Origin of the sequence: Brevibacillus sp. HB1.3 (assembly GCF_013186635.1) — a bacterium.
GTDB classification, from domain to species: Bacteria; Bacillota; Bacilli; order Brevibacillales; family Brevibacillaceae; genus Brevibacillus; species Brevibacillus brevis_D.
On sequence record NZ_JABMIT010000007.1, the window covers coordinates 252,904 to 277,782 of the forward strand.

Genomic DNA, 24,879 nt, shown 5'->3' on the forward strand with positions numbered 1-24,879 from the left:
TTTTCACACCTTTATGTTGGTCACTTTCTTTACGAGGATATAGGACAAAAGAGTTCCGATTACGAACAACCCCAGAAGAAAAAGACCAAATCCGGAAAACAACGGATCAATAAAGCCTTCGTTCATCATGTTCATCATCAGTACCAGGGCAATAGGCATAATCGGCACCAAGATGGAGACGTATCGCTGCTCGGCGGTCATCGTCTTAATCTCCTGATTCACAATGCGGCGATCCTCCAATGTCTCTGCCATTTCCTGCAGCACTTGGCTCAAATTTCCCCCTGCGCGCCGTTGAATCAACAGCGTAGCAGTAAAGATACGGAAATCCCGTGTCGGTATCCGTTTTTCCATGTCAGAGAGCGCGCGGTCAAAGCTAACGCCAAGCTGCAGCTCGCGCGCCATACGGCTGAACTCTTCGCCAGCAGGGTAATTCATCTCTTTCGCAACAAGCGTGATCCCCTGCGAGAGCGTAAGGCCTGCCCGCAATGAGTTTGCCAAAAGGCGGCACACCTCGGACAGCTGTTCATTCAACCGCTCCTGGTACTTATTTCGTCTGACGAAGAACAACACGTTCTGTATGAGATACATCACCGCTGCACCAATGATGAGGTTGTAAGGAAAGGGAATATTCACCACGTTACTGAGTAAGAAAGCGAGTCCCATAGTCCCTACGATCAAAATTCCGTAAAATTCCGAGGGCGCAAGCGGGAAGTTCGCTTGGATCAGCTTTTTTTGGATTTCCTTGGCATAGGGCGTCTGGTCAAATTTATCTCCCCAAACGATGACGACGCTTTTTCGTTTTCCCTTTACCTCGAACCATTCTTCTGCTTTCTTTTTCCATTCGGTCTTCTTGGCCCGATAACCGAGATACTCGTACATGCCCCAGATGCCAAACAACACCGCGAGACTAAACAGAATAGGCATGGTCACGCTGCTTCCCTCCTTCCGCCCTGAACATGGATTCATCCAGATTGATTCCAAAAACTTGGAGCCTCTCCAAGCACCGTGGAATTACCCCCGTTGCCGTAAAGTAGCCAAGCACTTCCCCTTTTGCGCCGATTCCCTTTCGCTGGAAACGAAAAATCTCGTTGACCTCTACTCGTTTGTCTTCCGTTTTCGCTACTTCCGAAATCGAAACGATTTTACGTGTTCCGTCTGACAGGCGGGTGACTTGGACGATGATATCAAGCGCACTGACGATATATTCGCGGACAATCGAGGAGGGCAAATCCATCCCAGCCATAACGACCATCCCTTCCAAACGGTTAAAGGCATCCTGTGGTGAGTTGGCGTGAACCGTTGTAAGTGATCCTTCATGCCCGGTATTCATGGCCTGCAGCATGTCGAATGCCTCTGGACCCCGTACCTCCCCGACGATGATTCGGTCTGGCCTCATCCGAAGCGAGTTTCGCACGAGCTGACGGATGGTGACTTCCCCTGTTCCCTCCATATTGGGCGGGCGTGCCTCCATCCCAATACAGTTGGGATGAGTCAGCTTCAACTCGGCCGAATCCTCAATAGTTATGACACGTTCGTAGTGCGGAATCGCTTTTGCTGTCGCATTCAGTAGCGTTGTCTTACCACTACCGGTCCCGCCGGAGATCAGCACGTTCATTTTGGCTTCCACCACGGCTTGAATGAACTGAGACATCGCTTCACTGAAAGAACCAAATTGCATCAGATCATCCATCAAGAAAGGCTCTTTACGAAATTTACGGATCGAAACGAGTGTGCCATTGAGACTGATCGGAGGGATGACGGCATTCACACGGCTTCCATCCTTCAGACGGGCGTCGACCATCGGCGAGCTTTCATCGATTCGACGGCCAAGCGGTGCCACAATCCGGTCCACGATATGCCGCAAGTGTTCCTCGTCTCGAAATTTTAAATCGGTTAATTCCAGCCTTCCCCGTTTCTCGACGTATACCAGGTTATGTCCGTTAATCGAGATCTCCGTGATTTCTGGATCGGCAAGCAGCGGTTCAAGTGGGCCAAGCCCCACCGATTCATTGATCAAACGAGTAAGCAGAATGTCCTTTTCATTTCGTGGAATGACTACTTTCTCTTCCGACATGTATTGGGAGACGAGACGCTCGATTGCGAGACGCATCTCATCTGAACCTAGACTAGTCAACCTCTCCAGGTTGGTTTCACGTAAGAGTCGGGTCTTGTAATGCTCAGCCAGCTCGTCAATATACGGATTGAAGGAAGGAGCTGCTAATGTGGCAGCGAGTGTCGTCTGCTTTGCCTCATCCCCTGGCGCTGTCTGCTCTTGCTTGCGTCGGAATAAAGCCATCTAACTCCCACCTTTATGACAGTTTCTTGAGTACCCATTTTCTGATGTCTTTCGCAGCCACAGAGAGCTTCTTCTCATTCGGTTCTTTTTGCAATGGTCGGCCTTGATTAACGGCAGCTTGAACTCCTTGATGATCTCTGCTGATTTCAGCAGTAATCGGAGCGTTGAATAATCCTTTCAAATCCGATACGTTCAGTTCGTTATCCCGTCCCACCTGGTTGACGATCACTTCGAGCCTGCCTGACGTATCAATCCGAAGCCGTTTGAACAGGTCTTCCACGAGTCGGTAAATTTGTACGGACGGTGTATCCAGATTCATCACGTAGTAAATCATGTCCGACTCTGACAAAGCGGCAAAGGTTAGCTCGTTCATATGCGTTGGCAGGTCGAGAATGACAAAGTCATAACTGCGGCGACTGGCACGGATCAGCCTAGTGACGAAGGCTTCGGACATATTCTCGGCTGTCTCGGCATCCCGCGGGCTGACCAGCACCTCCAGCTTGGAATAGTTCTCCCTCTGCGCCACGTTGCGAATATGAAATTCGTTGATTTCATCCATAACCGGCATCAGATCGCCTAATGTACGGTTGTTTTCAAACGACAAGAAGGTTTCTACACCGCCGTATTGGAGATTGAGGTCGATGAGCAGCACACTTGCCGTAGATTCCAGCTTCAATGCTTGCGCAAAGCCTGTTGCCAGCTGCGTTCGCCCGCTTCCCCCTTTTCCGCTGTAAAAGGAGTACACCTTCCCCCGTCCTCTCACAAAAGCCTTGCCGGATACATCCGCGCCCTTTTTTCTCTGTTTGATTAGGGATAGATCGGATATTTTGTCGAGACGATCAGACAAAAGGTTGAGCTCATCAGGCATGACAATGTATTCCACCGCACCCGCGCGGACGACATCTCGCAGCAGGACAAAGTCCTGTTTTTCCGTAAGATAAATGAGGATGCCCTCCGGGAGCTCGCCTTGTATGTACTGCACCAGCTCTACTCCTGCCCCGTCTTCCGGCTGAACAAGCAAAACAACATCGGGTCCAATGCGGTCAATTTCTTTTTTCACTTCGCTGGAAGTCGTGTATCGTACTTGCTCGTAAACGGACAGAATTTCCCTCAGCATGTCTTTTACAGAGTCGTAATCCGCAACGACGAGAATTTTCATATCTTTGTTCATGACTTATCCTCCGGTTTTCGGTGGTTGATTAGTTGGCTGCGGTGGTACCGAAGTTGGTTTGCTTTGTGGCTGAACCGGAGCCGTTGGTGGTGTCTGGACGGCGGGCTGTCCGGTAGGCTGTGCCGCAGGTGGCGTTACTGCTGGTGTCCCAGGTTTGGCGTCGGCTGGTTTGCCAGGAGGTTTCGTCTGTTCCGGGGTAGGCTCCACAAACGGATCAGGAATGCCCAAATCTCCTTTGCCCACATTCGCTTTCAAAATGCGAACCATCTGGGCGTAATGCTGCTGGTGAATGAATTTCGGCGCTTCTTCAAACGGCAGTTCCAAAGCCACGCCCTTGAAGCTGTTCTCCGATTTTGCTACCATGGCGACCGGTACATCTTTCATGAACACTTCCGTTACGGGCTTTCCACTCACCTCATGCGAGATAATGATGTCGACCCGGTCTAGCGCTTCCAACTCTTGATCGAAGACGATATTATTCGATGAAAATACCGTCACGAGCCTGTTGTTCTCGTCCCGAACAACATTTGCTGGCTTCATGATGTTTTTCGTAATGATATCCCCCTTCGACAAAGGGACAATCGTGACTTGATTTTTCAAACTGGCTTTATCGATCACATACGAATCATCCGCGTACTTTTTGGGGATTTCCCTTACCGTCAATTGGTCGGGTTGAATCAGTGCCCGAGATGGAATGTCTGCATTCGCCTCGTAAATTTCCACCATCTCGCCAAGCTGCGCGTTCAAATCCTTGATTTTTTGCAAAAACAGAAAGCCCGCCAGAGCAGCAAGTAGGAACGATAATACAAGGAAGATGATTGCTCTACGTTTTGATTCCAACATCTGAAGATTCCCTCTCTTTTTTGAAAAATCCATTCAAGTGTCATGTTTTGTCGTTTTATTACCAAGATTCCGAATCGACAACCTTATGAGAAAAAGACTAGTAATACGTAACCATGACCAGCATTAGACTGGTTCCTCCAGCGATAAATGGCGCCAGTGGTATCTCTCGGTTAAGCTTCATTCTGCCCGTCATCTTGGATATGACCCATATGGGAAGTACACTGACTCCCGCGAGCAAATACGTAAGCATGAGTACGACCAATCCCGCTTGCCATCCAACCGCCGCTCCCACCAAAGCCAGCAGCTTGATATCGCCTCCGCCCATCTGCCCTTTACTGATTACCGCCATGAGCAGTGAGATTCCGCCCAGCACGATAGCGCCCATCGCATAGGATAGCCATTTTTCCGGATGAAGGTACGCATGCACGAGGAGAAAATAAACGATTCCCGGAAGCGTCAGCCAGTCGTAAATGAGACGACTGCGCAGGTCGGTATACATAGCGACTACCATTACGAAAAGAATGGGAATGATGACATACATGGATAACAACATATGTCCTCCCTTCCTGCTATTTAGGAAAAATTCACCATTACAGACGGAGGATTTTAGAAGATTGTTGCAAAAATACCCAATTTTTTTTGGGACTTTTACTGGAAATCGCTTTCATTCTCTTTTTTCCTGAGATTGGGCGGGACGTTTTTCCTTTTCAATCTGTCGAATCGTAGGGTAAGCTGATGATAATGTGTGAGGACAACGAAACAAGAGGTGGAGAACTGTGCAGGAATATGTAGAACTGACTGAACTGCTTACAGACATCGAGGGCCATCCCCTCAGCCTGCTGTTCATTAAAACGGCAAACTGCGGCGTTTGCGATGTCACCTACGCAAGAACGGTAGAACTGCTGAAACAATACCCACAAGTGAAAAGTATGGTTGCATCCATGGAAAAAATGCCTAATCTTTCCGGTGAGTTTCTCGTATTTACAGCTCCGGCGATCCTTCTGTTCATGGACGGAAAAGAAGTGTTCCGACAAGCCCGGTTTGTCTCGTTTGATAAGTTGGAGAATGTTCTGAAGTTGACAGTGGATGCGACCTAGGCGGAGAATACCTTAAATTGCTAAAAAATTCACATTTCCCTCCACCGTAAAGATTTGGATAACCCCTCTTTTGATGATAGAGTAGAAAGTATGAACAAATCAGATTCGTAAGACAATCTGTTGCATTTTATCGTTTTTTGAAGGAGAGACAGTGGATGAGAGCCTTATTGGTAGACGACGAGCAACTACCCTTGATGCATCTGCAACGATTGCTAGAAAAAGATGTTGGCGGCGTTAAGGTAGTCGGAGCCTACACCAATCCTCTCGAAGCGATCGACCAAGCAATATCTCTTCAACCAGATGTCGTATTTTTAGATATTAATATGCCGCGCATCAGTGGACTGGAGATCGGAGAACGTCTGCAAGGAATCGATAACTCCCCGGAGATCGTATTTGTCACAGGGTACGATAAGTACGCCGTTGATGCTTTTGAGCTATGCGCGCTGGATTACATCATGAAGCCCGTACAGCTTCAACGCTTGCAAAAGACAATGGACCGTCTTCGTGAGAGAATCAAGTCCGCGAAAGAAGCCGCGCCTGTTAAAGAAGAATCAGTCGTCTCCATCCAATGCTTCAATAGTATTTTGTTTCACCAGCCCAATCAGGAGCCGCAAGAGATCAAGTGGCGCACGAATAAAGCCCGCGAGCTGTTTGCATATTTGTTGCATCACCGCAACAAAATGATCGACAAAGATTCGCTTATCGAGCTTTTGTGGCCGGACTATGATGGAAGCAAAGGCGTAACCCAGCTATATACGACGATTTACCTCATCCGGCAAACCTTGAAACGCTATGGTCTCCAAACAATATCGATCAACAAAGGCAATCTAGAAGGCGGCTATAAGCTGACGATTGATTCGGCTACGATCGATGTGGAGGAATGGGAGAATCGTCTCAAACAATTCCCTCCCCTCTCTCTTGCCAATATGCAGGAGTATGAGCAATTGCTCGCAGCGTATACAGGCGATTATTTCGGAGACTACGACTATTTGTGGGCAGAGTACGAGCGGGAAAGACTCCGCAGAATGTGGCTTTCGCTCGCCAAAACAATGAGCAGCTTTTATTTGGGACACGGCAGAGTACGAGAGGCGATCAACGTCAACCAACGCATTCAGAATTTGCACCCGCTTGAAGAAGACAGCTACATGATCTTGATGCAGTTGTATGCTTCCTTGGACGATCATGCGGCCGTAGAAGAACAGTATCAACTCTTGACCTCTCGATGGGAGAATGAACTCGGCTCCGCAGCAAACGAACATATCACCAAGTGGTATCACATATGGAAACAAGAGACAGAACAAAAGTAATGCTACTCTCTCACTAAATCTAGGGGGCACTCATGAAGCTCAGAGGTGTTCTATACAGCGTACTTCTCGCTGCTTTTTGCATTCTACCTTCCTCTGCCGCCGCCTCCAGTTATGGAACGGCGACCTATTCACCAAAACAAACCCAAGACGTGCTCCGAAACCCGTATATGGGACTGGCTCCCGACTCACGGACGAGTAATCTTGAGCAAGAACACACGCTCGTCTATGCCAATCTTACCTGGAGGATGCTCGAGCCTACTAAAGGGGATTATGCATTTGATGAAGTCGAAGATGCGATCCTGTTTGAAGAATGGACAGAAAAAGATGTCAAGTTCATCCTCCGTATCGTAATGGATATTCCCCACACCAAATCAGACATGGAGATACCGGATTGGCTATACAACGAGATCGGCGGGGACAATGACAACTTTGAAGACGGCGAGTGGTATCGAAACGACTATGGCAAAGGCTATAGTCCCAACTACAGCAACCCATTGATCATCAAATACCACAAACAGTTGATTGACGCTCTGGGAGAACGTTACAAGGACGATCCCCGCATTGCTTTCATTCAACTGGGAAGCGTCGGTCACTGGGGAGAATGGCACACCGATACGTCTATTCCTTTCCCTGCGACAGAAGTCACGGATCAGTACGTCCAACCGTATCTGGATAACTTCCCTGATTCCATGCTACTGATGCGAAGACCACATCCAGTCGCCAAAGAGTACAAGCTGGGCCTGTTTAACGACATGTTCGGCAACAAAGAAGATACAGACAGCTACCTGTCCTGGATACAGAAGGGCTATGTATCCTGGCTGACCAAAGAGACAATGCCTGCCATGCCTGACTTTTGGAAGTACGCACCAAGCGGTGGAGAGTTCTCCCCATCCGACTCGTTAAACAGCTACTTTGATCGCTCCTCCATTAACCAGGTAATCTCACAAGCCAAAGCTTCACATGTTAGCTGGCTTGGCCCCAATACACCTGCACAGTTCGAAAAAGATAGCGAACAACAACAATACTTGGACCGCTTTTTAAACACAATTGGCTACCGCTTCTCCATCGCCAAAGAGACACATGCCAAAACAGTCGAGCCCGGAAAAAGCCTTACTGTAACGATGGATTGGCAAAACCACGGTGTCGCTCCTTTTTATTTCCCATGGATTCTTGAGCTGTCACTCACGGATGAAAATGGCGAGATCGTAACCAAGACCAAAACGGACGAGGACATCCGCAAATGGCTTCCCGGCACGAAAACCGTCAAGCAAAGCTTGAAAATCCCAGATGATTTACCAGAAGGAACCTACACTCTCTGTGTGGCTATCCTCGATCCCCATACAGAAGAACCGGGCATTCAATTTGCCATGGAAGGAAAAAGAGCGGACGGAAGATACACACTAGGCAAGGTTCAAGTACGAGACTGATCATCAAAGGAAAAATCCCTTCCTGACAACCTGTAAAGGAGTCGTCAGAAAGGGATTTTTTATAGAATCATTTATGGTGCATAATCGCCATCGTAGCTGACCAATGATACGTTTTTCACACCTTCTACCTCTGCAATATCTTGAACAAATGCCGTATGATCTCCTTTGATTTTTACTTCTACAATCAATTCCACCATCTCTTTGTTGACTGTCTTTGATTTCAGCGTGTACTTTAACTTGTTCAACTGGTATTTGACTCCGTCATTGGCTTGATCCTGATAGGTAATAATGAGCAGATAAGCAACATCTCTCATTTGCCGCTTGGATAATACGACAATAACACCCGCCACTACCAGAGATCCTAGAACGGAAACCGGGTACACACCTGCTCCCGTCGCAATACCGACCGAGATCGACCAAAACATGAAGACAATATCCAACGGGTCTTTGATGGCGGTACGGAACCGCACAATGCTCAACGCGCCGACCATCCCGAGAGAGAGCACGATATTCGTGCTAATCGTCATGATAATCAGGCAAGTAAGCATGGCCATCGCCACCAGCGTGATGTTAAAGGTGTGCGTATAGACGACGCCGCGAAACGTTTTCTTGTAAATATAGTAGATGAACAACCCAAGCACTCCCGACAGCACAAGTCCTATGACGGTATCGATGATCGAGATGCTGGCGAATTGATCCATTTTTAAGACGCTTTTTTTGATGATATCTTGAAAAGTAATCGTATTGGTCGTGTCCATAATTTCTCGACTTCTCCTCACACTAAAGATTATAGTACTTTTTGGTTTCCTCTCTGCAAATGACATATTTGGAGATAGCCGACCGCTGATTACTCAGATTCTGTAGCAAAAGTCTCATATTGAATGGCAGGAATTGATCGTACTTCACTTCCATGATCATCATCGGCTGATGAATCGCTCTGACCATCATGATGTGTTCGTCAAAAATATCAAGCGAATTGACGTTTGCCTTCAAGTACTTATCAAATGTAATTCGGACGTTCCCTTCTCTAACCAAATACGCCTCTCGAACATAATCCGTAATGACGCGAGGCCGAAACAAATGATTCTTGCACGACAAATAAAAATCTCGCAGCACAGCACTTTCCGTCTCACGTAGAAATTCAACATCTCCTGCCAAAATCTGTTCATACTCATCCCGCGTAATCGACGCTGATTCTTTGCAAATGTATCCTCCAAACTTGCTCTTTCGCTCCATCTTGATGACCGAATCACTTTTGTTGTAAATGCGAATGCGATACTTTTTTCTTTGAAAAACCCCGTAGTTTTTTTCATAGAGAGCCGTGTCGTGATAGTCATCAAAATACAGGCTGCGAATATGATACCCTTCCTCACTTACAGAATGAGGGTCAGGAGTTGCGATCAGACGCAATTTCTGCCGGAGCGGCTCGTAATGACTCAGCCGAAGATAATACTTCAACTCATGCCGCAATCGCTTGTTGCCGAGCTGGATGCCCGTGCTCTGGATTCCTTTCATTTCAACACGAACTCCTTCACCCCATGATAAATCGCATCCTCCGGCTCTACTCTGTCAAATGCCGTCTGTACGTTCCCTTTGCTGTCCCGTACAATCACCCGCCAGAAAAAGCGACCTTTTCCCGGATCGTTTATCGTGTATTGGACTCCTGTCAGCCCCTTTGCCTGCGCGTGTATCTTCGTAAACGCAGGATCGTAGCTGACAGCAAAATCATAGGTCAGATCGTCTCCTTGCAGGTCATAGGAATGGTCCCAAGCAAAAATGAGCTTATCTCCTTCTTTTCTTGGCTCTCCCATAAAAAAGGGCATCGGGTTCTCTTGGCGTTCATAGTACCTCTTTTTGTTACGCTCTGGTTCACCAGAGAGAAGTGCTTGCTCCTTGTGAAAATAGGAGACATCCAACGGCAAATTATATAAATCAGGTAGTTGCAGCACGTATTTGCTCACAATCGGATAATAGCTCTTCAAGTATTTTTCCGTTTGCTCTTTTGTAATGATCTTGCTAACTTCCTCAACCTTTTCGTTTAGCGCCTTGATGTTTTCCGGGTCTTTGAAGACGCGGCTATGCAGGTTCGACACCCAGTATTCGGAGAGGCCAAACTGCCATGGACCAAGTCCTTTTTCTGGACTGCGCTTGAGCTCCTCTTCGAAAAATCCCCACGTTGAGTCATAGTCCCACGGGAGGAAATACCATTTGTCCGAGTTGCTTGGGCTGTATAAATAAAAATTATGAACAGCCGTGTCGTGATTCCCCATCAACAGGTTGGATGCCAACCATGTGTAGTAGTTCTCCCGATCAAAATGCTTGTCCAAAAAGTCCTGCGTATTCATTGCAGGATTATGGAGATCCTCCAGCATGGCAATGAGCTTTTCATGATTCTCGCTGCCTTTGATCTCCAAAATTTTCTCAAATGCTTTCTTGTCGTAAGTAGGATCGGTCGCCAGCTTGATCTGATCCTCATAGCGATGGAACTCGAAATCAATTGCCTTGTACAAGTTTCCGTTCCGGTCCAATCCGTGCGCCTGCAAAAATGTTTTGTTTGGCTGTTCAATTTGAGTGAACAAACCGTAATCAACAAAGTCCCTGTCCGGATTTTTTTTGGTCAAATCCTTGATTTTTACTTGAACGAACTGCGTCCGCAAGCTGGTCATATTCGGCATCTGCTCGAAATAATCAAAGCTAAGCTTTTGTCGAACACGCGTCATGTCAGACTTGTGCTTGCTTAAGTTGATGTTGCGCTGATCCCGCCAGTATCCGGCACTTTCGAACAAACGGATTTTGTACGATTTTTGTTCCGCTCTCCTGCTCGATTCCCCCCGCAACTCAATCGTTCCGTTCGCTCTCGTCTCGCCAAAACCAAAGTGACCTTGAGTTGGCCCCTCCGCCGTCCCTTCCTGCATAATGACTTTGGCCTGGAGATCTTCTCCCTTTTCATTTCGTCCACTAGGAGCTAGATTGAGTTCCGTAAAGGTAGTCGTCTTCAGTTTTGAGTTTTCTTCGTTGACTACCGTCACATATAAATGGACGATGCTCCCATCCACATCCTGATCGTATACGCTTCTATTCTCAATCAGCCTCTCGTTCAGCTGCTGAGTTGGCTCCACCTGACTCGTTGCTGACGGGTTGTCTGACACTGGCTGTTCAGGTACATCCTGTGTACAACCAGTCAATACAACTCCGAATGCTACGAGCAGGCTCAGTATGAATCGTTTTTTCTTCAACCTAAGTCCTCCCCAATCCATCAGTCCCCATCTATTCCATTCGCTTTCCTTTGACAAAGAGCGGTTGTAGGCAATAGGTGTAATAATCAATATTTTTCAGGTAATAGATCAGCCTGCCGAGACCGGCTACCAGTGCAAGAAACGCAGCAATAAAAAATGAAAAGCCATAGTTATGAAGGGGCAGCATCGCTATGGTGATGACAACCGTACTGATGAGAAATAAGGTCGTCACCGCAAGCGCTCCCTTCCGATCGTCAAAATAGAGCAGCATCAACACGACCACAAACATCACAGCGTACAAGTATCCCGCTATCACTAGGATGTTGTATCGCTCCATCTGCTCGGACGTAAACCCGATGTGCGGAAGCAACGTAATTCCCAGAGCCAATGCAACGAAGGAAAAGAACAGCTGCACTTCCATCATGAAGCTGAGCTCTTGCATCAGTGTTTGGACCATGTCTGTTTTTGCCCGCTTGATATCCTGCACCGAGCCTGTGCCCAATATCGTCCCGTAATACGCTCGATACTTCTCATAAAAAGCGGTCTCTACAGATACAACAAACATGACCATCGTGGGCAATATGCTCAAGGAGGCATAGAAAGCAGGAACATCATAAAAAGGCGCGATTACGTATGTATCCGCCACGACCTCTTGAAGTGGACTCCCCAGCCAGTAAATAAAATGGTGCACATAAAAACCAAGAGAGCAAAACAGACCCACCCCCAGCAGACTAGGGTATTTCTTCACGTACTTCACGAAATCGAAGTAGTTCCTCTCCCGCTTCGGGAAATAGCTCTCCAGATGAACCATAGACAGAACGATCATGATAAAAAAGCCCAGATCCAAAGAAATCAGCATGGCGATTCCTTTTTCCAAGTCAGTCAAATAAGACAGTAGAAACGCAGCCAGAAGCGTAACGGCAACAGCCGCCAAATACCCGCGAATAATGCGCATATAATCCTTTAATGCGGACAAATAGGCGGATTGAAGCCATACGACGATCAGTTCCACAAAAAGAAGGTAAGCTACGAGCTTAAAGCCAGACGGCAAAGGAGCGAGCCAGTAAAAAGCACCGCCGAGAATTCCCCCCAAGCCCAGGCAAACAGCGATGACTCCATACAAAGAAGCAATGATGTCGTTATACTCGCGCAAGTAAATTTTGTCTGCAATATAGCGGGAAATGACCATGGAAAAACCACAGGTAACCAACAGTGAAAACACGAACGCATAAACAACAGCTGCTAAAAAAGACATCCTCTCCAAATAACTGACATTCAATTGAAGAAGAATTTGCTGTAGCACCGTGATCATGACCATACAAATCAGCATCGGTCCGACTGTGACCAGCGAAGAAAATGCATACGCCTTCACACTGGACAAATACCCTTTATTCCGAAACATTTTCTTCAGTTCAAAGCCAATGCCCGCCATGTTTCTTACACCTCATATTTCCGGTACATTTTGCGATATCTCGCCAAGAAGTTCTCATGTGTGTAAATATCTGATACTCTTTGGAAACCGCATCTGCCCATCCGCTGTCTCAATGGCTCGTTTTGGCACAATGTAATGATCGCTTGGGCAATTTGAGTAAAATGCATGACGGGTACCGTTATCCCTGCGTTGCCATAGTTGTCACCATTGCCGTACAACAATTCCCGACAGCTTCCCACATCCGTTGTGACGAAGGGCTTTCTGCATGCCATTCCTTCCAAAATAACGAGCGGTTGGCCTTCACTGATGCTGGTCAGAACAAGCATGTCCATTTTTCCGAGATACTCTTTCACATTAACCGCACCCGTAAACGTAACAGCCTCAAGCTGAAGGCTATCGACCAATTGCAGGCATTCTGTATAGTACTCCTCGTCTTCATCCGTCGGGCCCATGATAACAAAGCGTGCGTGTGGCACTTGTTCTTTGACGAGTCCAAAGCTATGAAGCATGGTTTTAATATCTTTGATAGGTACCACGCGGACAACAGCACCAATGGTAATTGTGTCGTCCATTTTTTCCTCCACGATGTCAGCATAATCACTCACTTTTACACCGTTCGGGATCACGGATACTTTGGAAGGATCACAGCCTAGCTCGATCTGAATTTCCTTGTTCCTCTCAAACAACGTGATTACCTCATCCGCGTAGGAGTAGGCACATGCAGAAAGATTATGAAAATAATCGATCCAAATATCCTTAAAGTGACCCTTGATCCAGCTTGCCTTGATAATTTCTTCTTCCCGCTCGCGGGTATAAATTCCATGCTCCGTCAGCAAAAACGGCTTTGCATGCAGATACTTCCCGAGACTTCCTGCTACACCGCCATATCCCGTACACACACTGTGATACAAATCCGCTTGCGGCATACCGTTTTGAATGATCTGACATAGTGGCAACACCATCGAGCGGATCATCCAGATCATTTCGGTAAAAGGAATTTGCGGATATTTTTGCTCGCAAAGACGTTGAATGACCTCGAAAAAGTCCTTGCTCGTAAGCAACTCGGCCACGGATGGCACCTTACTCCCCGACAACACGGAAAACAGAGCATGCCAGTCGCCTTTGCTACCATCGAGCAACGAAAGCAACGCCTGCTGCTCATCCTCAGTCAGACCCAAACGCTTCCCCGGTGCAGCCTCTTCTTTCAGATAGGCATCCAGAAATACCTCTTTGATTTCCACCACATTTTCGGGGAGCTGGTAGACGTATTTCCCCCTGTTTTTCTCCTCGGCACCAATTGCATAAATGATGAACTCATGCTCTGGCATACTAGCGATTAAGGAATGAATCCAGCTAGAGACTCCCCCTGTAATATACGGGTAAGATCCTTCGGCAATCAGACAAATTTTCATCGCTTACTCTTCCAGTCCTATTTCAAATTTTGCACCCGTTGCATGCACGAGATAGACGCCTTCCTCTATTTTTTCTACCGTGCAATTGACCAAGCTCGTCATTTTTTTGTTTGTCCGCAAGATGTAATACATGTCTTCGGAGAAATTGTTCATATAGCCTGTCACTTTTTTATCCGTATGCGAGATATATACATCCGTCTGTAAATAGCTCTCAAGGCTTGTTGCAGCTTCGGAAGCAGTCTGGCTACGCAGCCATGGATACTGCTCGTAAAGCTCTTCCAGCATGAGTTGAAAGTCTTTTACCAATTCCGACCACGACTTGTTATTGCTTCGCTCCTTGTCCAACACATCGTCTGGATGAACAAAATGAGAAAAAACACCGATGGATGTGATCGCATTCGTTATGTACCAATCATGAATGTCTGTACGACTGTATCCGGAGGTAATACGCGGCAGCTCTACAATGCCATCTTCGGACACGGAAAACTCCTGGATGTATTCGTGTGTACTGTCTGATTCCGCATACAAGGAGGCAATGATTCTCAGATCAGGAAAAGACTTTTTCAGTGCTCGACGCCCTTCCTCTCCCAACACGTTAGAAGGCGGGACATACGTCTGTATGTCATATGCCGAGAAGACCTTCTTGATATAATTGTCCAGATACGTAAGGGACTCGGCCATACTTGCTTCATCCGGCCAAGCCTTATACTCGTAATGGCTCGCCGTCGCTTGATCGGTAACCAGTGATTGATGATTGTATCCGTGGATGCCCAGTTCGCCACCCATTTTCAACAAATCCCTGCCGTACGTAATCAGATTGTTCGAATCCTTTCCTTCCTCATCAGTGAAGGGCGGAGCAACTCGGTTATTGTAGGTATTGATAATAGCTCCCGTGTAGGTCACATCGTAATCGGCAGCAAGCTTGATCATGTCCGGCCACCACACGTCCCGAAAGAAGCTGGGAATATCTTTGCGATACTCGCGGTAAATACTCGGCTCGATCCCCTGGCGAAAAGGGGCCGGAAAATCGTCAATATACATGACTTTCATATTGAAAATGGGGTACATGAAATCTGGATTCAGTAAACTGATGCCACCAGCAATCAGTCCTCTATTCATGGCAGATTGCATATTCGTCCCGTTATAGACCATGAGCTTTCCCTGTCCATACCGGGTCTCCCATAGCAGTGGCATATTATCGGCGGAAACAGCGTGAACCTTTGCTTGCCTATCCAGTTCTACGGGAATCGAGGAATTCACAATGGCATCTGCACCGATTTTTGCATCCTCTCCTTTGATCAAGAGATTGGATGTCATCTGAATGCCATTTGTCACGATAGGGAGATTGATCGAATTGATCCCTAGTTTTCGGTATATGCGGTACAAGCTGTCATTGTATTCAGGCGTACGTGAAAAGAACACATTTCCACCATTGTGCGCATATTGCATCATCGCATCTAGATTGGCTAGCATGTCCAGATTTTCTATGGTGACAATGACCGTCATGTATTGGGGGTCGGGCTTCGAGAACTGCTTAACGTCAGCAAGCTCGTACTCCTTTTTCATATACCGCAGCACTTGCTCCACATTCCTCGCGATTGCCATGCTGCTCTCATCCTTGGAATCATGCAGAATAAGGAATCTCTCCCTTTTTAGCTTGGCGATTTCCTCCTGACTGATCGCGTTTTGCTTCGGCACGTCAGCCTCTTTTCCCGAGCCTCCTGACTTATTACTGCTCACCTGAAGGATGAACTGGGATCGGGTAGCTTCAATAGTGATCCCCAGAATCGCCACAAAGATCAGAATGATGTAGATGTTTTTTTTCACGGGAATATCGTTGGACCTCGAACTGCTCCATTCACTGTCATTTTCCCTATCCCTTTTCCTTCTCCTGAACCTAGTCATTCTCATTTTGTATCGCTCATCTCTTTCAGATTCGTATCTACTTCCTGTGTAACAGCGACTTCCGCCCAATTGCTGTCTTGCTCATCATCTTCCAGAGTGTTCCAATAGCGGATCATCATCAGCGTAGCGTGGGAGATTTTAACCGACGAGTTTTTTAACCGATTCATTTCTGCCACAAAACCTGCGTAGTCTCTGATCGTAAAGAAGCGCTTGAGCGACATGACATATGGCTGCTCGCTTTCCGGATGATACTCATGAAACAATTGACAGTACTGTTCCGCTTTTTCATAGGACTGGTTCCCCAGCTCACAATTGATCTTGTCTACAAAATAGCTTTCTTCTTCCTGATAAATGTCCAATAATGACTCCAGAACAAACGAATACGTGTAGCTGTACTTCACATAGGTGCGTTGATCAAGGAGTGAACTGTCCAGATACTTCTTCAATACATCTGCGTAGGCGCGTAGAACCGCAAGCTCCTGCTTGTTCTCCTCGTATTTCACTGATAAATCCTGCAGTTGGAGCTGAAGGTTGCGCCGCATTTCCGTTAAAGCGGCTGCCGCGTAGTGAACCGTTTCCGAATCCTCGTTTTGCAGGGCTGTCTCCAATGTGCCGATCTGCCAAATGGTCTGCTCTTTCAAGACATCGATCAGCATCTTTCGGCGCGTGCTCGTGTCGTTCAAAACCAATATGTCCTCAACCGGGACGATGTTCATTTCCTTTTCCATGTCCGCTCTTCGGAAAATATTCGATCCCTCCGCTAGCTTCAGCAAATCGCTCTCTAGCATCAGTTCATTCACATTCTTTTTCGATGTTCGTTTGTACACATCGGTAATCCCCAATAACAGGAGGCCAAAAATGGGAAGAAAGCCCGCAACAAGCATTCGCATAATCAGCACCTGCTTGTTTTTGCCGCGGCTTTGCACCCAGCTGTAACCAACAGACACCAAGACATGGAGGAGGACTAGATTAAACATAAGCGCCATCCTTCAAGGAGAAGCGATCCTGGTCCTTTTCCTGCACAATTCTCGATGCAATACCGAGTCTACCAAGCCTATCAATCACGATACGGGCTTCTTGCTCGTTGGAATTGGAGAGAATGATATAGACATCTCCCGCTTCGTCCATTCCCATATAATCTGCTTCGCGAAGAGAACTGGCGATATAGGTAGCAAGTGTATGATGATCCATTTGCGCGAAATCCACTGCCAAGAGGGTAAAGTCAGTGTTTAACTGTTGCTTGGCGTCCCTTTTGTTCTTCACCATTGCTGAAAAATAAGCAGGAATCAGGATAGGGGTATCGTCTAGGTAACGGTCCTTTTGTGTGGAGTTTAAGTATCGAAGAGAACGGGACAAAGCGGATGAGATCAATTGAACGGCAACCTGAAAAAGGTTTTGGGTGTACATCGTAAAGTTTTCAAACCCGAGTTGTTGCAATGTGACCACTGCAACCATTTTTCCCTTGTCAAAAATAGGAGCTGCTATAAGGGGCATGTCGTGACGTAGCTCTTTATTCACGATGATCTTTTTCATTGTCATTAATTCAGTAAGGTAAGCATGTTCACTCATTTTCAGCGAGCGTGGCAGATCAAAGCCCGCTTTATTCGATTTGGCCATCAATCGCAAGAAAGAGCCATTTTGATTCATCGTATAAATGGCGATCTCATCGGACTTCATGATTCTTTCCAGTACCTTGACTGATTTCTGCAATACGCGTTCAGGCTCGAGGCTGTCCAACTCTTTGGTGATGTTGTAGATTTTTCCAAAGCTGTCTTCTGAATTCACGATCTGCTGCTGCAATTCTTGCTTTACCATCAGAACATCGTTATAAATGTCTTTTAAAAAATCATACTTGTCTTCCAGCGCTTGCTTTTGCAGCTCCTTGGACAATACGTCCCTGTTGCGTTTGTCGATCGAATAGCCCACAGCAATCCCGATAATAAAATAGACAGCGATATGAAACAGAACATTCGCGTCATATAAGAGCGATACGACATCGCGCCCGTTATGCAGACTTTCTCCGATGAAAAGTCCACAAGCCAGGATAACCGACAAGAGGGATTGCTTCGTTCCGTAAATGGCGCCGATCAACACGATGTAAATCAGCTTGAGATCAAAGACACCGCTATTAGCCGTTCCAACTGTCGCGAAAACCACCAGAAGAAACGCAAGAATGTTCTCAATGTACGGCCTTGCATCCCATGAACGGAGCCAATGGATCGCTTTCTTCGTTTCGCTCTCCTGCTCTTGTTCCTTCTCTGCGAAGGTCTCTTGATACCACTGCGCCGTTTTTTCCAGCCCCTCCGCCAATGAATACATCGGGATCCAATCTAATCTTCGCTTTGCCCACGTATTGTCCAAAACCGACTTATCTACGTCTCCTGGGCGTTTTTCCCTTCGTGATATTCCTTGTAGTGGCTGGTTAGCCCCGAGAATATCAATCAGCTCATTAATGCTGCTTTCCTGATTCGTAGACAAATTCATCACACCAGTATCATCCGTGGTAACAGAACGGAAAATGGCATCAGCTACATCCTCTACATAAATAAAGTCTCTCGTTTGGCTGCCATCCCCGTGCAGAACTATTTCTTTCCCATTGTTGATCTGGGTTAAAAAAGTAGAGATAACACCGCCTTCTCCTCCTGCACTTTGTCTCGGGCCATACACATTTGCCAAGCGAAAGGCTACCGTCTGCAAGCCATACATTTCTGACCATTTGCGGCAATACATTTCGCCGATGTGCTTGTTTATTCCATAAACAGATACCGGATCACACGCTGAATCTTCGAGTAACGGTGTACATTCATTCATGCCGTAAACGGCGGCTGATGACGCAAAAATAAATTTGGATACGCCATATTTGCTCGATAGCTTCAGCATATTCACGAGTCCCAGGATGTTCGTATTCGTATCCAGCAGGGGGTCTTCCATAGATGCAGCAACACTTACTTGGGCCGCTAAATGGATGACGACATCGAACTTGTTGCTCTTAAATACTTCATCACATTTTTTATCCGCTACATCCAGCTCGTATGCTTTATGCGGAAATGTGATGTTCCTTTGATTGCCTGAGCTGAGATTGTCGAGGATGAAAACCTTATACCCTTCCTTATAAAATCTCTCCGCGACAAAAGAACCAATGAACCCATAACCACCTGTGATCAAGACCTTCATGCTAACACCTCAGCTATTTGTTTCTCTTGTCGATCCCCACGACGATCATCTACTCCTGTTCCCAGCAATTTTTGGACAGCCCATTCGATTCGCTCCAGCTGCAGTGGCTTCGCAATGAAATCCCGCGCACCTGCCTGAATCGCCTTGATGACGGTATCGTGCCTAGACACTGCTGAGCAAATAATGATCTTGGCATCCTTGTCCAACTCCATGATTTTGCGTGAAGCAGTCAAACCGTTCATGCCGGGCATGGTAATGTCCATCGTAACGAGTGATGGTTTGTACAAGCAGTAATTTCTAACAGCCTCCTCTCCCGAAGCAGCTTCCGCAACCACATGCAGTCCTAACGTCTCAAATATGTTGCGCAGCACACGTCTCGTAAACGCCGTATCATCAACAATCAGAATGCTATTCATCCAAAATGCTGTCTCCCATCCTATCCATCTATATCTTTTGGACTGTTTTATTATAGTAATATATTCCTATTAGCAATACCAACCAAAACTAATGCCTCTTAACCTTTCATTTTCATAGGTATAAAGCCCCTCTATTCCGTAGCTGTACCCATTCTACTAGGATCATCTCAACAATTTCTGAACAAGAGACAAAAAGAAGAACAGGGACAGTTACCTATACGGCAGCTTATCCCTGTTTTCCAACAAATGCTGAACAGCCCATTCAATCCTCTCGAACTGCAAGGGCTTTGCGATAAAATCACGCGCACCTGCCTGAATCGCTTTGATGACCGTATCGCGTCGTGCAACTGCGGAGCAAATAATGATCTTCGCATTCTTATCCAGCTCTATGATTTTTCGGGAAGCAACCAAACCGTTCATGCCCGGCATCGTAATATCCATCATGACCAGTGACGGTCGATACAAACAATAATTCCTAACAGCTTCCTCCCCTGAATCAGCTTCCGCCACTACCTCAATACCTAATTTCTCAAACATGTTACGCAGCACGAGTCTCGTAAACGCTGTATCATCAACAATTAAAATGGTATTCATTCAAATTGTTTTCTCCCATCTTTTATACCGCGATTTTCGAACTATCATAAATAGGTTTACTATATGCAAAAACGGCATAATTTGATCATTTTCTACATTCTACTAGGAACATCTAGACAAATTCTGAACAGGAGAACATCTTGTCCTCCATTCCATTGCGGGGAAATAAAAAAACCGAAGCATCCGCTTCGGCTCAACTCACTCTATTATTCGGTTCTCTTTTGCCAAAAAGATCTTTCGCCAGTGTGAGATACCACGCAACTATTTCCATAAAAGCAAGGATAACAAACAAAGCCCATATATCCCCTTGGGTAAGGTGGTACAACAGGTTATCAATTTCTGTTCCAGAACCACGCACCAAGGACTGCAAGAAAAGTACAATTGGACCGAAAATAGAACAAAATATAGTTATCATCGAAAAAAGGGGACGCCGTTTCCGAATTAGATACACAATACCACTGATTATTGTTATGAGGATACATATATAATAGACACTCCACACCCATGGAGGTAAAGTTTCCATGGTAGCCCTCCTTTCCTTCAGTCCAGCCCCAGTTCCTTACCAAGCAGCAATGCTACTGTCTGCGCGCATATCCGTTCCACCGCTCAGCACACCATTTTCATCACGCCAAATGATTTGACCTCGTCCGAAGTAATTGCCGAGCTGCGCCCACTTGATCGTATGACCCCTGCGCTCCAAAGCGAGTGCCAAATGCTCCGGGAAATGACGCTCCAGCTCCACCGTTTTGCCTTCCGTCCACTGCCAGCGCGGCGCATCGAGCGAAGCTTGCGGATTGAGGTGGAAGTCGATGGTGTTCATGACCACCTGCACATGTCCTTGTGGCTGCATGAAGCCGCCCATTACGCCGAATGGCCCCACTGCTTTTCCATCCTTCGTCAAGAAGCCCGGGATAATGGTGTGGAACGTTCTTTTGCCTGGCTCTAAGCAATTGTCATGAGCAGGGTCCAGCGAGAAGTTATGACCCCGGTTTTGCATGGCGATCCCTGTCCCCGGCACAACTACTCCGGAACCAAAGCCCATGTAGTTGCTTTGGATAAAGGAAACCATGTTGCCCTCACCGTCAGCAGTCGCTAAATAGACCGTACCGCTCGTTTTCGGCTGACCCGGCACTGGCGTCAAGGCTTCATGACCAATCAGTGCACGGCGCGTTGCAGCGTATTCCTCTGACAACAATGCCTCCTTGGAAACTTTCATGTTGCTCTCTTCTGTGATGTATTTCAATCCGTCCACAAATGCCAGCTTCATCGCTTCGATTTGCTTGTGATACGTTTCTGTTGTGTCCTTTGCGTCAAAATCAAAGCCTTTCAGAATGTTCAGAGCCATCAGGCCGATCATCCCTTGCCCATTCGGCGGGATCTCCCACACTTCATAGCCGCGGTAGTTGACCCCGATCGGCTTCACCCATTCCGGCTCATAGGCAGCCAGGTCTTCTTTACGCAAATAACCGTCGCACCCACGCGAGAACGCGTCGATCTTTTCTGCCAGCTCTCCACGGTAGAAGCTCTCCGCATTTGTTTCCGCGATTTGACGCAGCGTCTTCGCATGACCCGGTGACTTCCAGATGTCGCCCGCTTTTGGCACTTTGCCATCTGACGTAAAGGTGGAGAACCAATGCGAAAACTCTTTCCCTTTGCATTGCAGAGAAAACTTTCTATGCGCTACATTCCAATTATGCGCCAATGTGGGCGATACCGGATAGCCATTCTCCGCATAGTCAATCGCTGGCTGCAAAACCTCTGTAAGCGGAAGACGTCCAAAACGCTTGGACAAGGCTGCCCACGCAGCAGGTGCGCCTGGGACCGTGACGGGGGTCCAGCCGTAGGTCGGCATTTCTTTCAGACCTTTTGCTTTTAATGCCTCGATGGAGATTCCTTGTGGAGCCGGACCGCTTGCATTCAGTCCGTGCAGCTCGTCTTTGATCCACACGAGGGCAAATGCGTCACCCCCGATGCCGTTCGAGGTTGGTTCTACTACAGTCAGGCACGCAGCTGTTGCAATCGCCGCATCCACCGCATTTCCGCCCTTTTTCAAAATATCGAGACCTGCTTGAGCCGCTAGTGGCTGCGAGGTCGCTACCATACCGTTCTTGGCAAAAGTCGTCACACGCTTTGATGCGTATGGGTATTCCATTGCGTCATAATCAACCATGGTTTTTACCTCCTAAATCGTTCGTTTAGCCGATAAGAAAGACCATTAGATTAGCACGGAAGATCCTTCCTAGCCAATGAAAACAAACCCGTACGCCATCGCTCCCAAGATGACAAAAGCGGGATGTACCTTCCATGTTTCGAGCAGAAGGTAGGATGCCACTGTCAAAATTCCTGTTTGCATCCAGCCAATTCCCTCGACTGCGCCCATTAGGAATTGATACGTCATCGTTCCTAGCAAGACAGTAACGACTGGCCGTACCGATTGGGTCATCGCTTTTACCTGTGGCGCACTGCGGAATAGGTTTATAAAACCCATCAATAAGACCATCGCGATCGCTGTCGGCGCGACCGTTGCAAATAAAGCGACGACTGCACCCGGTACACCTGCTACCTGATAGCCAATGTATCCAGCGAGCTTGGTCGCGATTGGGCTGGGCAACGCATTTCCTACTGCCAGCACTTCTCCGAATTCCTGTACACTCATCCACTGGTAATGGTCAACCACTTCATTTTGGATCAAAGGGATGCTCGGTGGTCCTCCCCCGTACCCCAAAATGTTGGAGATGAAAAAGGCCCAAAATAATTGCAGGTAGATCATGCTACTCCCTCCTTGCCGTCCTTGTCCTTGCGCTTGCGGACAGACCAAGTAGAGTAAGCAAATGAAACGGCCAGCGCAATCCCTACGACGATGCCCGGATGCCAATCAAGGAAGAGTAACGCAACGAGTGAGAGGGCGAGGGAAAGGCTCACACCTGCTTTGCTGGACGCTCCCTTCCACCCCTTTGAAAGAAATTCCCACGTAAGGACGCCTGTCATAACTGCGATTACCGGGCCGATTGCCTGGATCATGCCGTATACACCCGGTGCATCCTTCCATTGATATATGACTTTCAGCAAACCGATCATCACGAGCACGATTGGCATCACTACTGCGATGTTTGCCACCAATGCACCCTTCCAGCCTTTTACCCGATAGCCGATAAATGCAGCCAGCTTGGTCCCAATGGGCCCTGGAAGAGCGTTGCCGAGCGCCAGATTGTCGGAAAAGTCCTCATCTGTCACCCATTTATACTTTTTCACGCATTCGGTGTAAAAGAGGGGTACCATCGTAGGTCCTCCCCCAAATCCGAAGATTCCGATGCGGAAAAAGGCGAGAAATAATTGCCAGTAAATCATAGCTGTACCTCCGTCCTTGCCTAACTAGCGGATAAAGTTGTACTTGGACTTCAATATTTTCAATTCGTTAATCACATTCGTTTTCGAGATGCCAGGAATCTTGTGCAGCTTCTTGAGTAAAAATTGCGATAATTCTTCGTTACTTGTTACGAGCACCTGTGTGAAAAGCTGATATTCACCAGAAGTGAGTACGATGAGCCTAATCTCTACGATTTCCGTCAACGCAGCAACCACATCGTCCAGCTTTTCCGCATCCACAGCCACTTGAATCATCGCTTGTACATGAAACCCTGCCTTGACTGGATTGACAATGCCGACCAGACTCAGGGCACCTTCGTCCTGCAATTGCTGGACGCGCATGCGAATCGTCTTTTCTGTAACCCCGAGATCCTTTGCAATCTGAGTAAACGGCAAGCGCGCATTTCCTTGCAAGGCTCGAATGATCCCATAGTCGATGTCATCTAAATCAGGATAAAGTGATCTTCGGAAAGTTTCCTCCATACAAACACACCTTTATTCGTCTTTTTTAAACAATATTCAACCTCATCACAGCTTAATTTTATAAAATTCGGTCGAATTCCATAATGATTGCTGCTACTATAATACGATCTTCAACACAGCGCAATACTTCGTCTGAAAATTTCATTTTGAAAGCATTTCAATAAAACGTAAAAAGAGCCTTCCCCGCTAGGAGAGGCTCTCTATTAATATTCGATACGGTCCAGAGATTGAGACCATGCTTCAAATGGGCTCCGTTTGTTCGCAAGATCTATTCTCCGAAACGGGATGCTTCGCTCTTCATGAGGGAGAACAATCTGCTCATAAATAAACTGATCATCAAAACCGACATGCGCCGCATCTTCTTTCGTGCAAGCATAATAGACATTTCGCGGTCTGGCCCAATAGATGGCTCCCAGACACATCGGACACGGCTCACAGCTTGTATACAGATCACAATCGTTTAACTGAAAGGTTTCGAGATGACGACACGCTTCCCGAATGGCTTGAATTTCGGCATGTGCCGTCGGGTCATTGCTCGTCGTCACTTCATTGCGTCCTCGTCCAACTACTTGCCCATCCTTCACGACAAGGGCTCCAAACGGGCCGCCGATTTTATCACGTACATTTTCAAACGCAATCTGTACAGCTTGCCCCATCCACGTCTCTCGTTCCATCAAGCTTGCCCCCTCGCATCTCCTTCTCCTTTTATCCTATGTCCCT

23 protein-coding genes are annotated in these 24,879 nt (G+C 47.1%); 3 read left to right on the forward strand and 20 right to left on the reverse strand.

The window, feature by feature from the left end; genetic code table 11:
• Positions 1-3: 3 nt before the first annotated feature.
• The 5 genes from HPY31_RS18240 to HPY31_RS18260 form a co-directional block, all read right to left on the reverse strand.
• Positions 4-930 carry a type II secretion system F family protein gene (locus HPY31_RS18240; RefSeq protein ID WP_016740289.1) on the reverse strand — a complete coding sequence of 309 codons (927 nt, stop codon included), beginning with the start codon at positions 928-930 and terminating at the stop codon, positions 4-6.
• Entirely contained in the window at positions 908-2,296 is a 1,389-nt protein-coding gene (locus HPY31_RS18245; protein WP_012684313.1) for a TadA family conjugal transfer-associated ATPase, read from the reverse strand. The genes HPY31_RS18240 and HPY31_RS18245 overlap by 23 nt, the downstream gene beginning before the upstream one ends.
• Before the next feature lie 13 nt (positions 2,297-2,309).
• Positions 2,310-3,467, reverse strand: a complete 1,158-nt coding sequence (locus HPY31_RS18250; protein WP_172141869.1) for a CpaE/TadZ family protein — start codon at positions 3,465-3,467, stop codon at positions 2,310-2,312.
• Positions 3,468-3,470: 3 nt separating this feature from the next.
• Positions 3,471-4,310, reverse strand: coding sequence for a CpaB family protein (locus tag HPY31_RS18255; protein WP_172141870.1), 840 nt, complete (start codon positions 4,308-4,310; stop codon positions 3,471-3,473).
• 97 nt (positions 4,311-4,407) lie between these two features.
• Positions 4,408-4,863 (reverse strand): prepilin peptidase, encoded by a 456-nt coding sequence (locus HPY31_RS18260; protein WP_172141871.1) that lies wholly within the window; start codon positions 4,861-4,863, stop codon positions 4,408-4,410.
• Between the two features lie 223 nt (positions 4,864-5,086).
• Between HPY31_RS18260 and HPY31_RS18265 the strand changes: the two genes are divergently transcribed.
• From HPY31_RS18265 to HPY31_RS18275, 3 genes are all read left to right on the forward strand, one after another.
• Positions 5,087-5,407: a thioredoxin family protein gene (locus HPY31_RS18265; protein ID WP_172141872.1), complete on the forward strand. Its 321-nt coding sequence runs from the start codon at positions 5,087-5,089 to the stop codon at positions 5,405-5,407.
• A 155-nt stretch (positions 5,408-5,562) separates the two neighbouring features.
• Positions 5,563-6,714 (forward strand): response regulator, encoded by a 1,152-nt coding sequence (locus HPY31_RS18270; RefSeq protein WP_172141873.1) that lies wholly within the window; start codon positions 5,563-5,565, stop codon positions 6,712-6,714.
• Between the two features lie 32 nt (positions 6,715-6,746).
• Positions 6,747-8,141: a DUF4832 domain-containing protein gene (locus tag HPY31_RS18275; protein ID WP_172141874.1), complete on the forward strand. Its 1,395-nt coding sequence runs from the start codon at positions 6,747-6,749 to the stop codon at positions 8,139-8,141.
• A 71-nt stretch (positions 8,142-8,212) separates the two neighbouring features.
• Here HPY31_RS18275 and HPY31_RS18280 read toward each other — a convergent pair whose 3' ends face one another.
• The 15 genes from HPY31_RS18280 to HPY31_RS18350 form a co-directional block, all read right to left on the reverse strand.
• Complete coding sequence (locus HPY31_RS18280) at positions 8,213-8,899, reverse strand: DUF4956 domain-containing protein (protein ID WP_172141875.1); 687 nt, start codon at positions 8,897-8,899, stop codon at positions 8,213-8,215.
• A 22-nt stretch (positions 8,900-8,921) separates the two neighbouring features.
• A complete protein-coding gene (locus HPY31_RS18285) occupies positions 8,922-9,656 on the reverse strand; it encodes a polyphosphate polymerase domain-containing protein (RefSeq protein WP_172141876.1) in 735 nt (244 codons plus the stop codon).
• A complete protein-coding gene (locus HPY31_RS18290) occupies positions 9,653-11,377 on the reverse strand; it encodes a CotH kinase family protein (protein ID WP_172141877.1) in 1,725 nt (574 codons plus the stop codon). The genes HPY31_RS18285 and HPY31_RS18290 overlap by 4 nt, the downstream gene beginning before the upstream one ends.
• A 31-nt stretch (positions 11,378-11,408) precedes the next feature.
• On the reverse strand, positions 11,409-12,809 hold the full coding sequence (gene pelG / locus HPY31_RS18295) for an exopolysaccharide Pel transporter PelG (protein WP_172141878.1): 1,401 nt from the start codon (positions 12,807-12,809) through the stop codon (positions 11,409-11,411).
• Between the two features lie 5 nt (positions 12,810-12,814).
• Positions 12,815-14,221: a GT4 family glycosyltransferase PelF gene (gene pelF, locus HPY31_RS18300; RefSeq protein ID WP_172141879.1), complete on the reverse strand. Its 1,407-nt coding sequence runs from the start codon at positions 14,219-14,221 to the stop codon at positions 12,815-12,817.
• A gap of 3 nt (positions 14,222-14,224) precedes the next feature.
• Positions 14,225-16,048: a DUF2194 domain-containing protein gene (locus HPY31_RS18305; RefSeq protein WP_172141880.1), complete on the reverse strand. Its 1,824-nt coding sequence runs from the start codon at positions 16,046-16,048 to the stop codon at positions 14,225-14,227.
• 80 nt (positions 16,049-16,128) lie between these two features.
• Positions 16,129-17,103 carry a hypothetical protein gene (locus HPY31_RS18310; protein ID WP_172141881.1) on the reverse strand — a complete coding sequence of 325 codons (975 nt, stop codon included), beginning with the start codon at positions 17,101-17,103 and terminating at the stop codon, positions 16,129-16,131.
• Complete coding sequence (locus tag HPY31_RS18315; protein WP_172141882.1) at positions 17,096-19,300, reverse strand: NAD-dependent epimerase/dehydratase family protein; 2,205 nt, start codon at positions 19,298-19,300, stop codon at positions 17,096-17,098. The genes HPY31_RS18310 and HPY31_RS18315 overlap by 8 nt, the downstream gene beginning before the upstream one ends.
• Positions 19,297-19,716, reverse strand: coding sequence for a response regulator (locus HPY31_RS18320; protein ID WP_016740273.1), 420 nt, complete (start codon positions 19,714-19,716; stop codon positions 19,297-19,299). The genes HPY31_RS18315 and HPY31_RS18320 overlap by 4 nt, the downstream gene beginning before the upstream one ends.
• Positions 19,717-19,926: 210 nt before the next feature.
• Positions 19,927-20,310: a response regulator gene (locus tag HPY31_RS18325; RefSeq protein ID WP_172141883.1), complete on the reverse strand. Its 384-nt coding sequence runs from the start codon at positions 20,308-20,310 to the stop codon at positions 19,927-19,929.
• Between the two features lie 559 nt (positions 20,311-20,869).
• Complete coding sequence (gene ggt / locus HPY31_RS18330) at positions 20,870-22,480, reverse strand: gamma-glutamyltransferase (protein WP_172141884.1); 1,611 nt, start codon at positions 22,478-22,480, stop codon at positions 20,870-20,872.
• A gap of 69 nt (positions 22,481-22,549) precedes the next feature.
• Positions 22,550-23,080, reverse strand: coding sequence for a chromate transporter (locus tag HPY31_RS18335; RefSeq protein ID WP_064201820.1), 531 nt, complete (start codon positions 23,078-23,080; stop codon positions 22,550-22,552).
• Positions 23,077-23,658: a chromate transporter gene (locus HPY31_RS18340; protein ID WP_172141885.1), complete on the reverse strand. Its 582-nt coding sequence runs from the start codon at positions 23,656-23,658 to the stop codon at positions 23,077-23,079. Before HPY31_RS18340 ends, HPY31_RS18335 begins: the two co-directional genes overlap by 4 nt.
• Positions 23,659-23,682: 24 nt before the next feature.
• Positions 23,683-24,159 (reverse strand): Lrp/AsnC family transcriptional regulator, encoded by a 477-nt coding sequence (locus HPY31_RS18345; RefSeq protein WP_172141886.1) that lies wholly within the window; start codon positions 24,157-24,159, stop codon positions 23,683-23,685.
• Between the two features lie 203 nt (positions 24,160-24,362).
• On the reverse strand, positions 24,363-24,833 hold the full coding sequence (locus tag HPY31_RS18350; RefSeq protein WP_172141887.1) for a nucleoside deaminase: 471 nt from the start codon (positions 24,831-24,833) through the stop codon (positions 24,363-24,365).
• Positions 24,834-24,879: the final 46 nt, after the last annotated feature.

Bases quoted from the DNA above. Each gene is read 5' to 3' on its own strand.
- HPY31_RS18255 (WP_172141870.1), bottom strand. From the start codon at position 4,310: ATGTTGGAATCAAAACGTAGAGCAATCATCTTCCTTGTATTATCGTTC.
- HPY31_RS18250 (WP_172141869.1), bottom strand. From the start codon at position 3,467: ATGAACAAAGATATGAAAATTCTCGTCGTTGCGGATTACGACTCTGTA.
- HPY31_RS18310 (WP_172141881.1), bottom strand. From the start codon at position 17,103: ATGTTTAATCTAGTCCTCCTCCATGTCTTGGTGTCTGTTGGTTACAGC.
- HPY31_RS18260 (WP_172141871.1), bottom strand. From the start codon at position 4,863: ATGTTGTTATCCATGTATGTCATCATTCCCATTCTTTTCGTAATGGTA.
- HPY31_RS18270 (WP_172141873.1), top strand. From the start codon at position 5,563: ATGAGAGCCTTATTGGTAGACGACGAGCAACTACCCTTGATGCATCTG.
- pelG (WP_172141878.1), bottom strand. From the start codon at position 12,809: ATGGCGGGCATTGGCTTTGAACTGAAGAAAATGTTTCGGAATAAAGGG.
- ggt (WP_172141884.1), bottom strand. From the start codon at position 22,480: ATGGTTGATTATGACGCAATGGAATACCCATACGCATCAAAGCGTGTG.
- HPY31_RS18280 (WP_172141875.1), bottom strand. From the start codon at position 8,899: ATGGACACGACCAATACGATTACTTTTCAAGATATCATCAAAAAAAGC.
- HPY31_RS18340 (WP_172141885.1), bottom strand. From the start codon at position 23,658: ATGATTTACTGGCAATTATTTCTCGCCTTTTTCCGCATCGGAATCTTC.
- HPY31_RS18245 (WP_012684313.1), bottom strand. From the start codon at position 2,296: ATGGCTTTATTCCGACGCAAGCAAGAGCAGACAGCGCCAGGGGATGAG.
- HPY31_RS18275 (WP_172141874.1), top strand. From the start codon at position 6,747: ATGAAGCTCAGAGGTGTTCTATACAGCGTACTTCTCGCTGCTTTTTGC.
- pelF (WP_172141879.1), bottom strand. From the start codon at position 14,221: ATGAAAATTTGTCTGATTGCCGAAGGATCTTACCCGTATATTACAGGG.
- HPY31_RS18315 (WP_172141882.1), bottom strand. From the start codon at position 19,300: ATGAAGGTCTTGATCACAGGTGGTTATGGGTTCATTGGTTCTTTTGTC.
- HPY31_RS18335 (WP_064201820.1), bottom strand. From the start codon at position 23,080: ATGATCTACCTGCAATTATTTTGGGCCTTTTTCATCTCCAACATTTTG.
- HPY31_RS18325 (WP_172141883.1), bottom strand. From the start codon at position 20,310: ATGAATACCATTTTAATTGTTGATGATACAGCGTTTACGAGACTCGTG.
- HPY31_RS18320 (WP_016740273.1), bottom strand. From the start codon at position 19,716: ATGAATAGCATTCTGATTGTTGATGATACGGCGTTTACGAGACGTGTG.
- HPY31_RS18345 (WP_172141886.1), bottom strand. From the start codon at position 24,159: ATGGAGGAAACTTTCCGAAGATCACTTTATCCTGATTTAGATGACATC.
- HPY31_RS18285 (WP_172141876.1), bottom strand. From the start codon at position 9,656: ATGAAAGGAATCCAGAGCACGGGCATCCAGCTCGGCAACAAGCGATTG.
- HPY31_RS18350 (WP_172141887.1), bottom strand. From the start codon at position 24,833: ATGGAACGAGAGACGTGGATGGGGCAAGCTGTACAGATTGCGTTTGAA.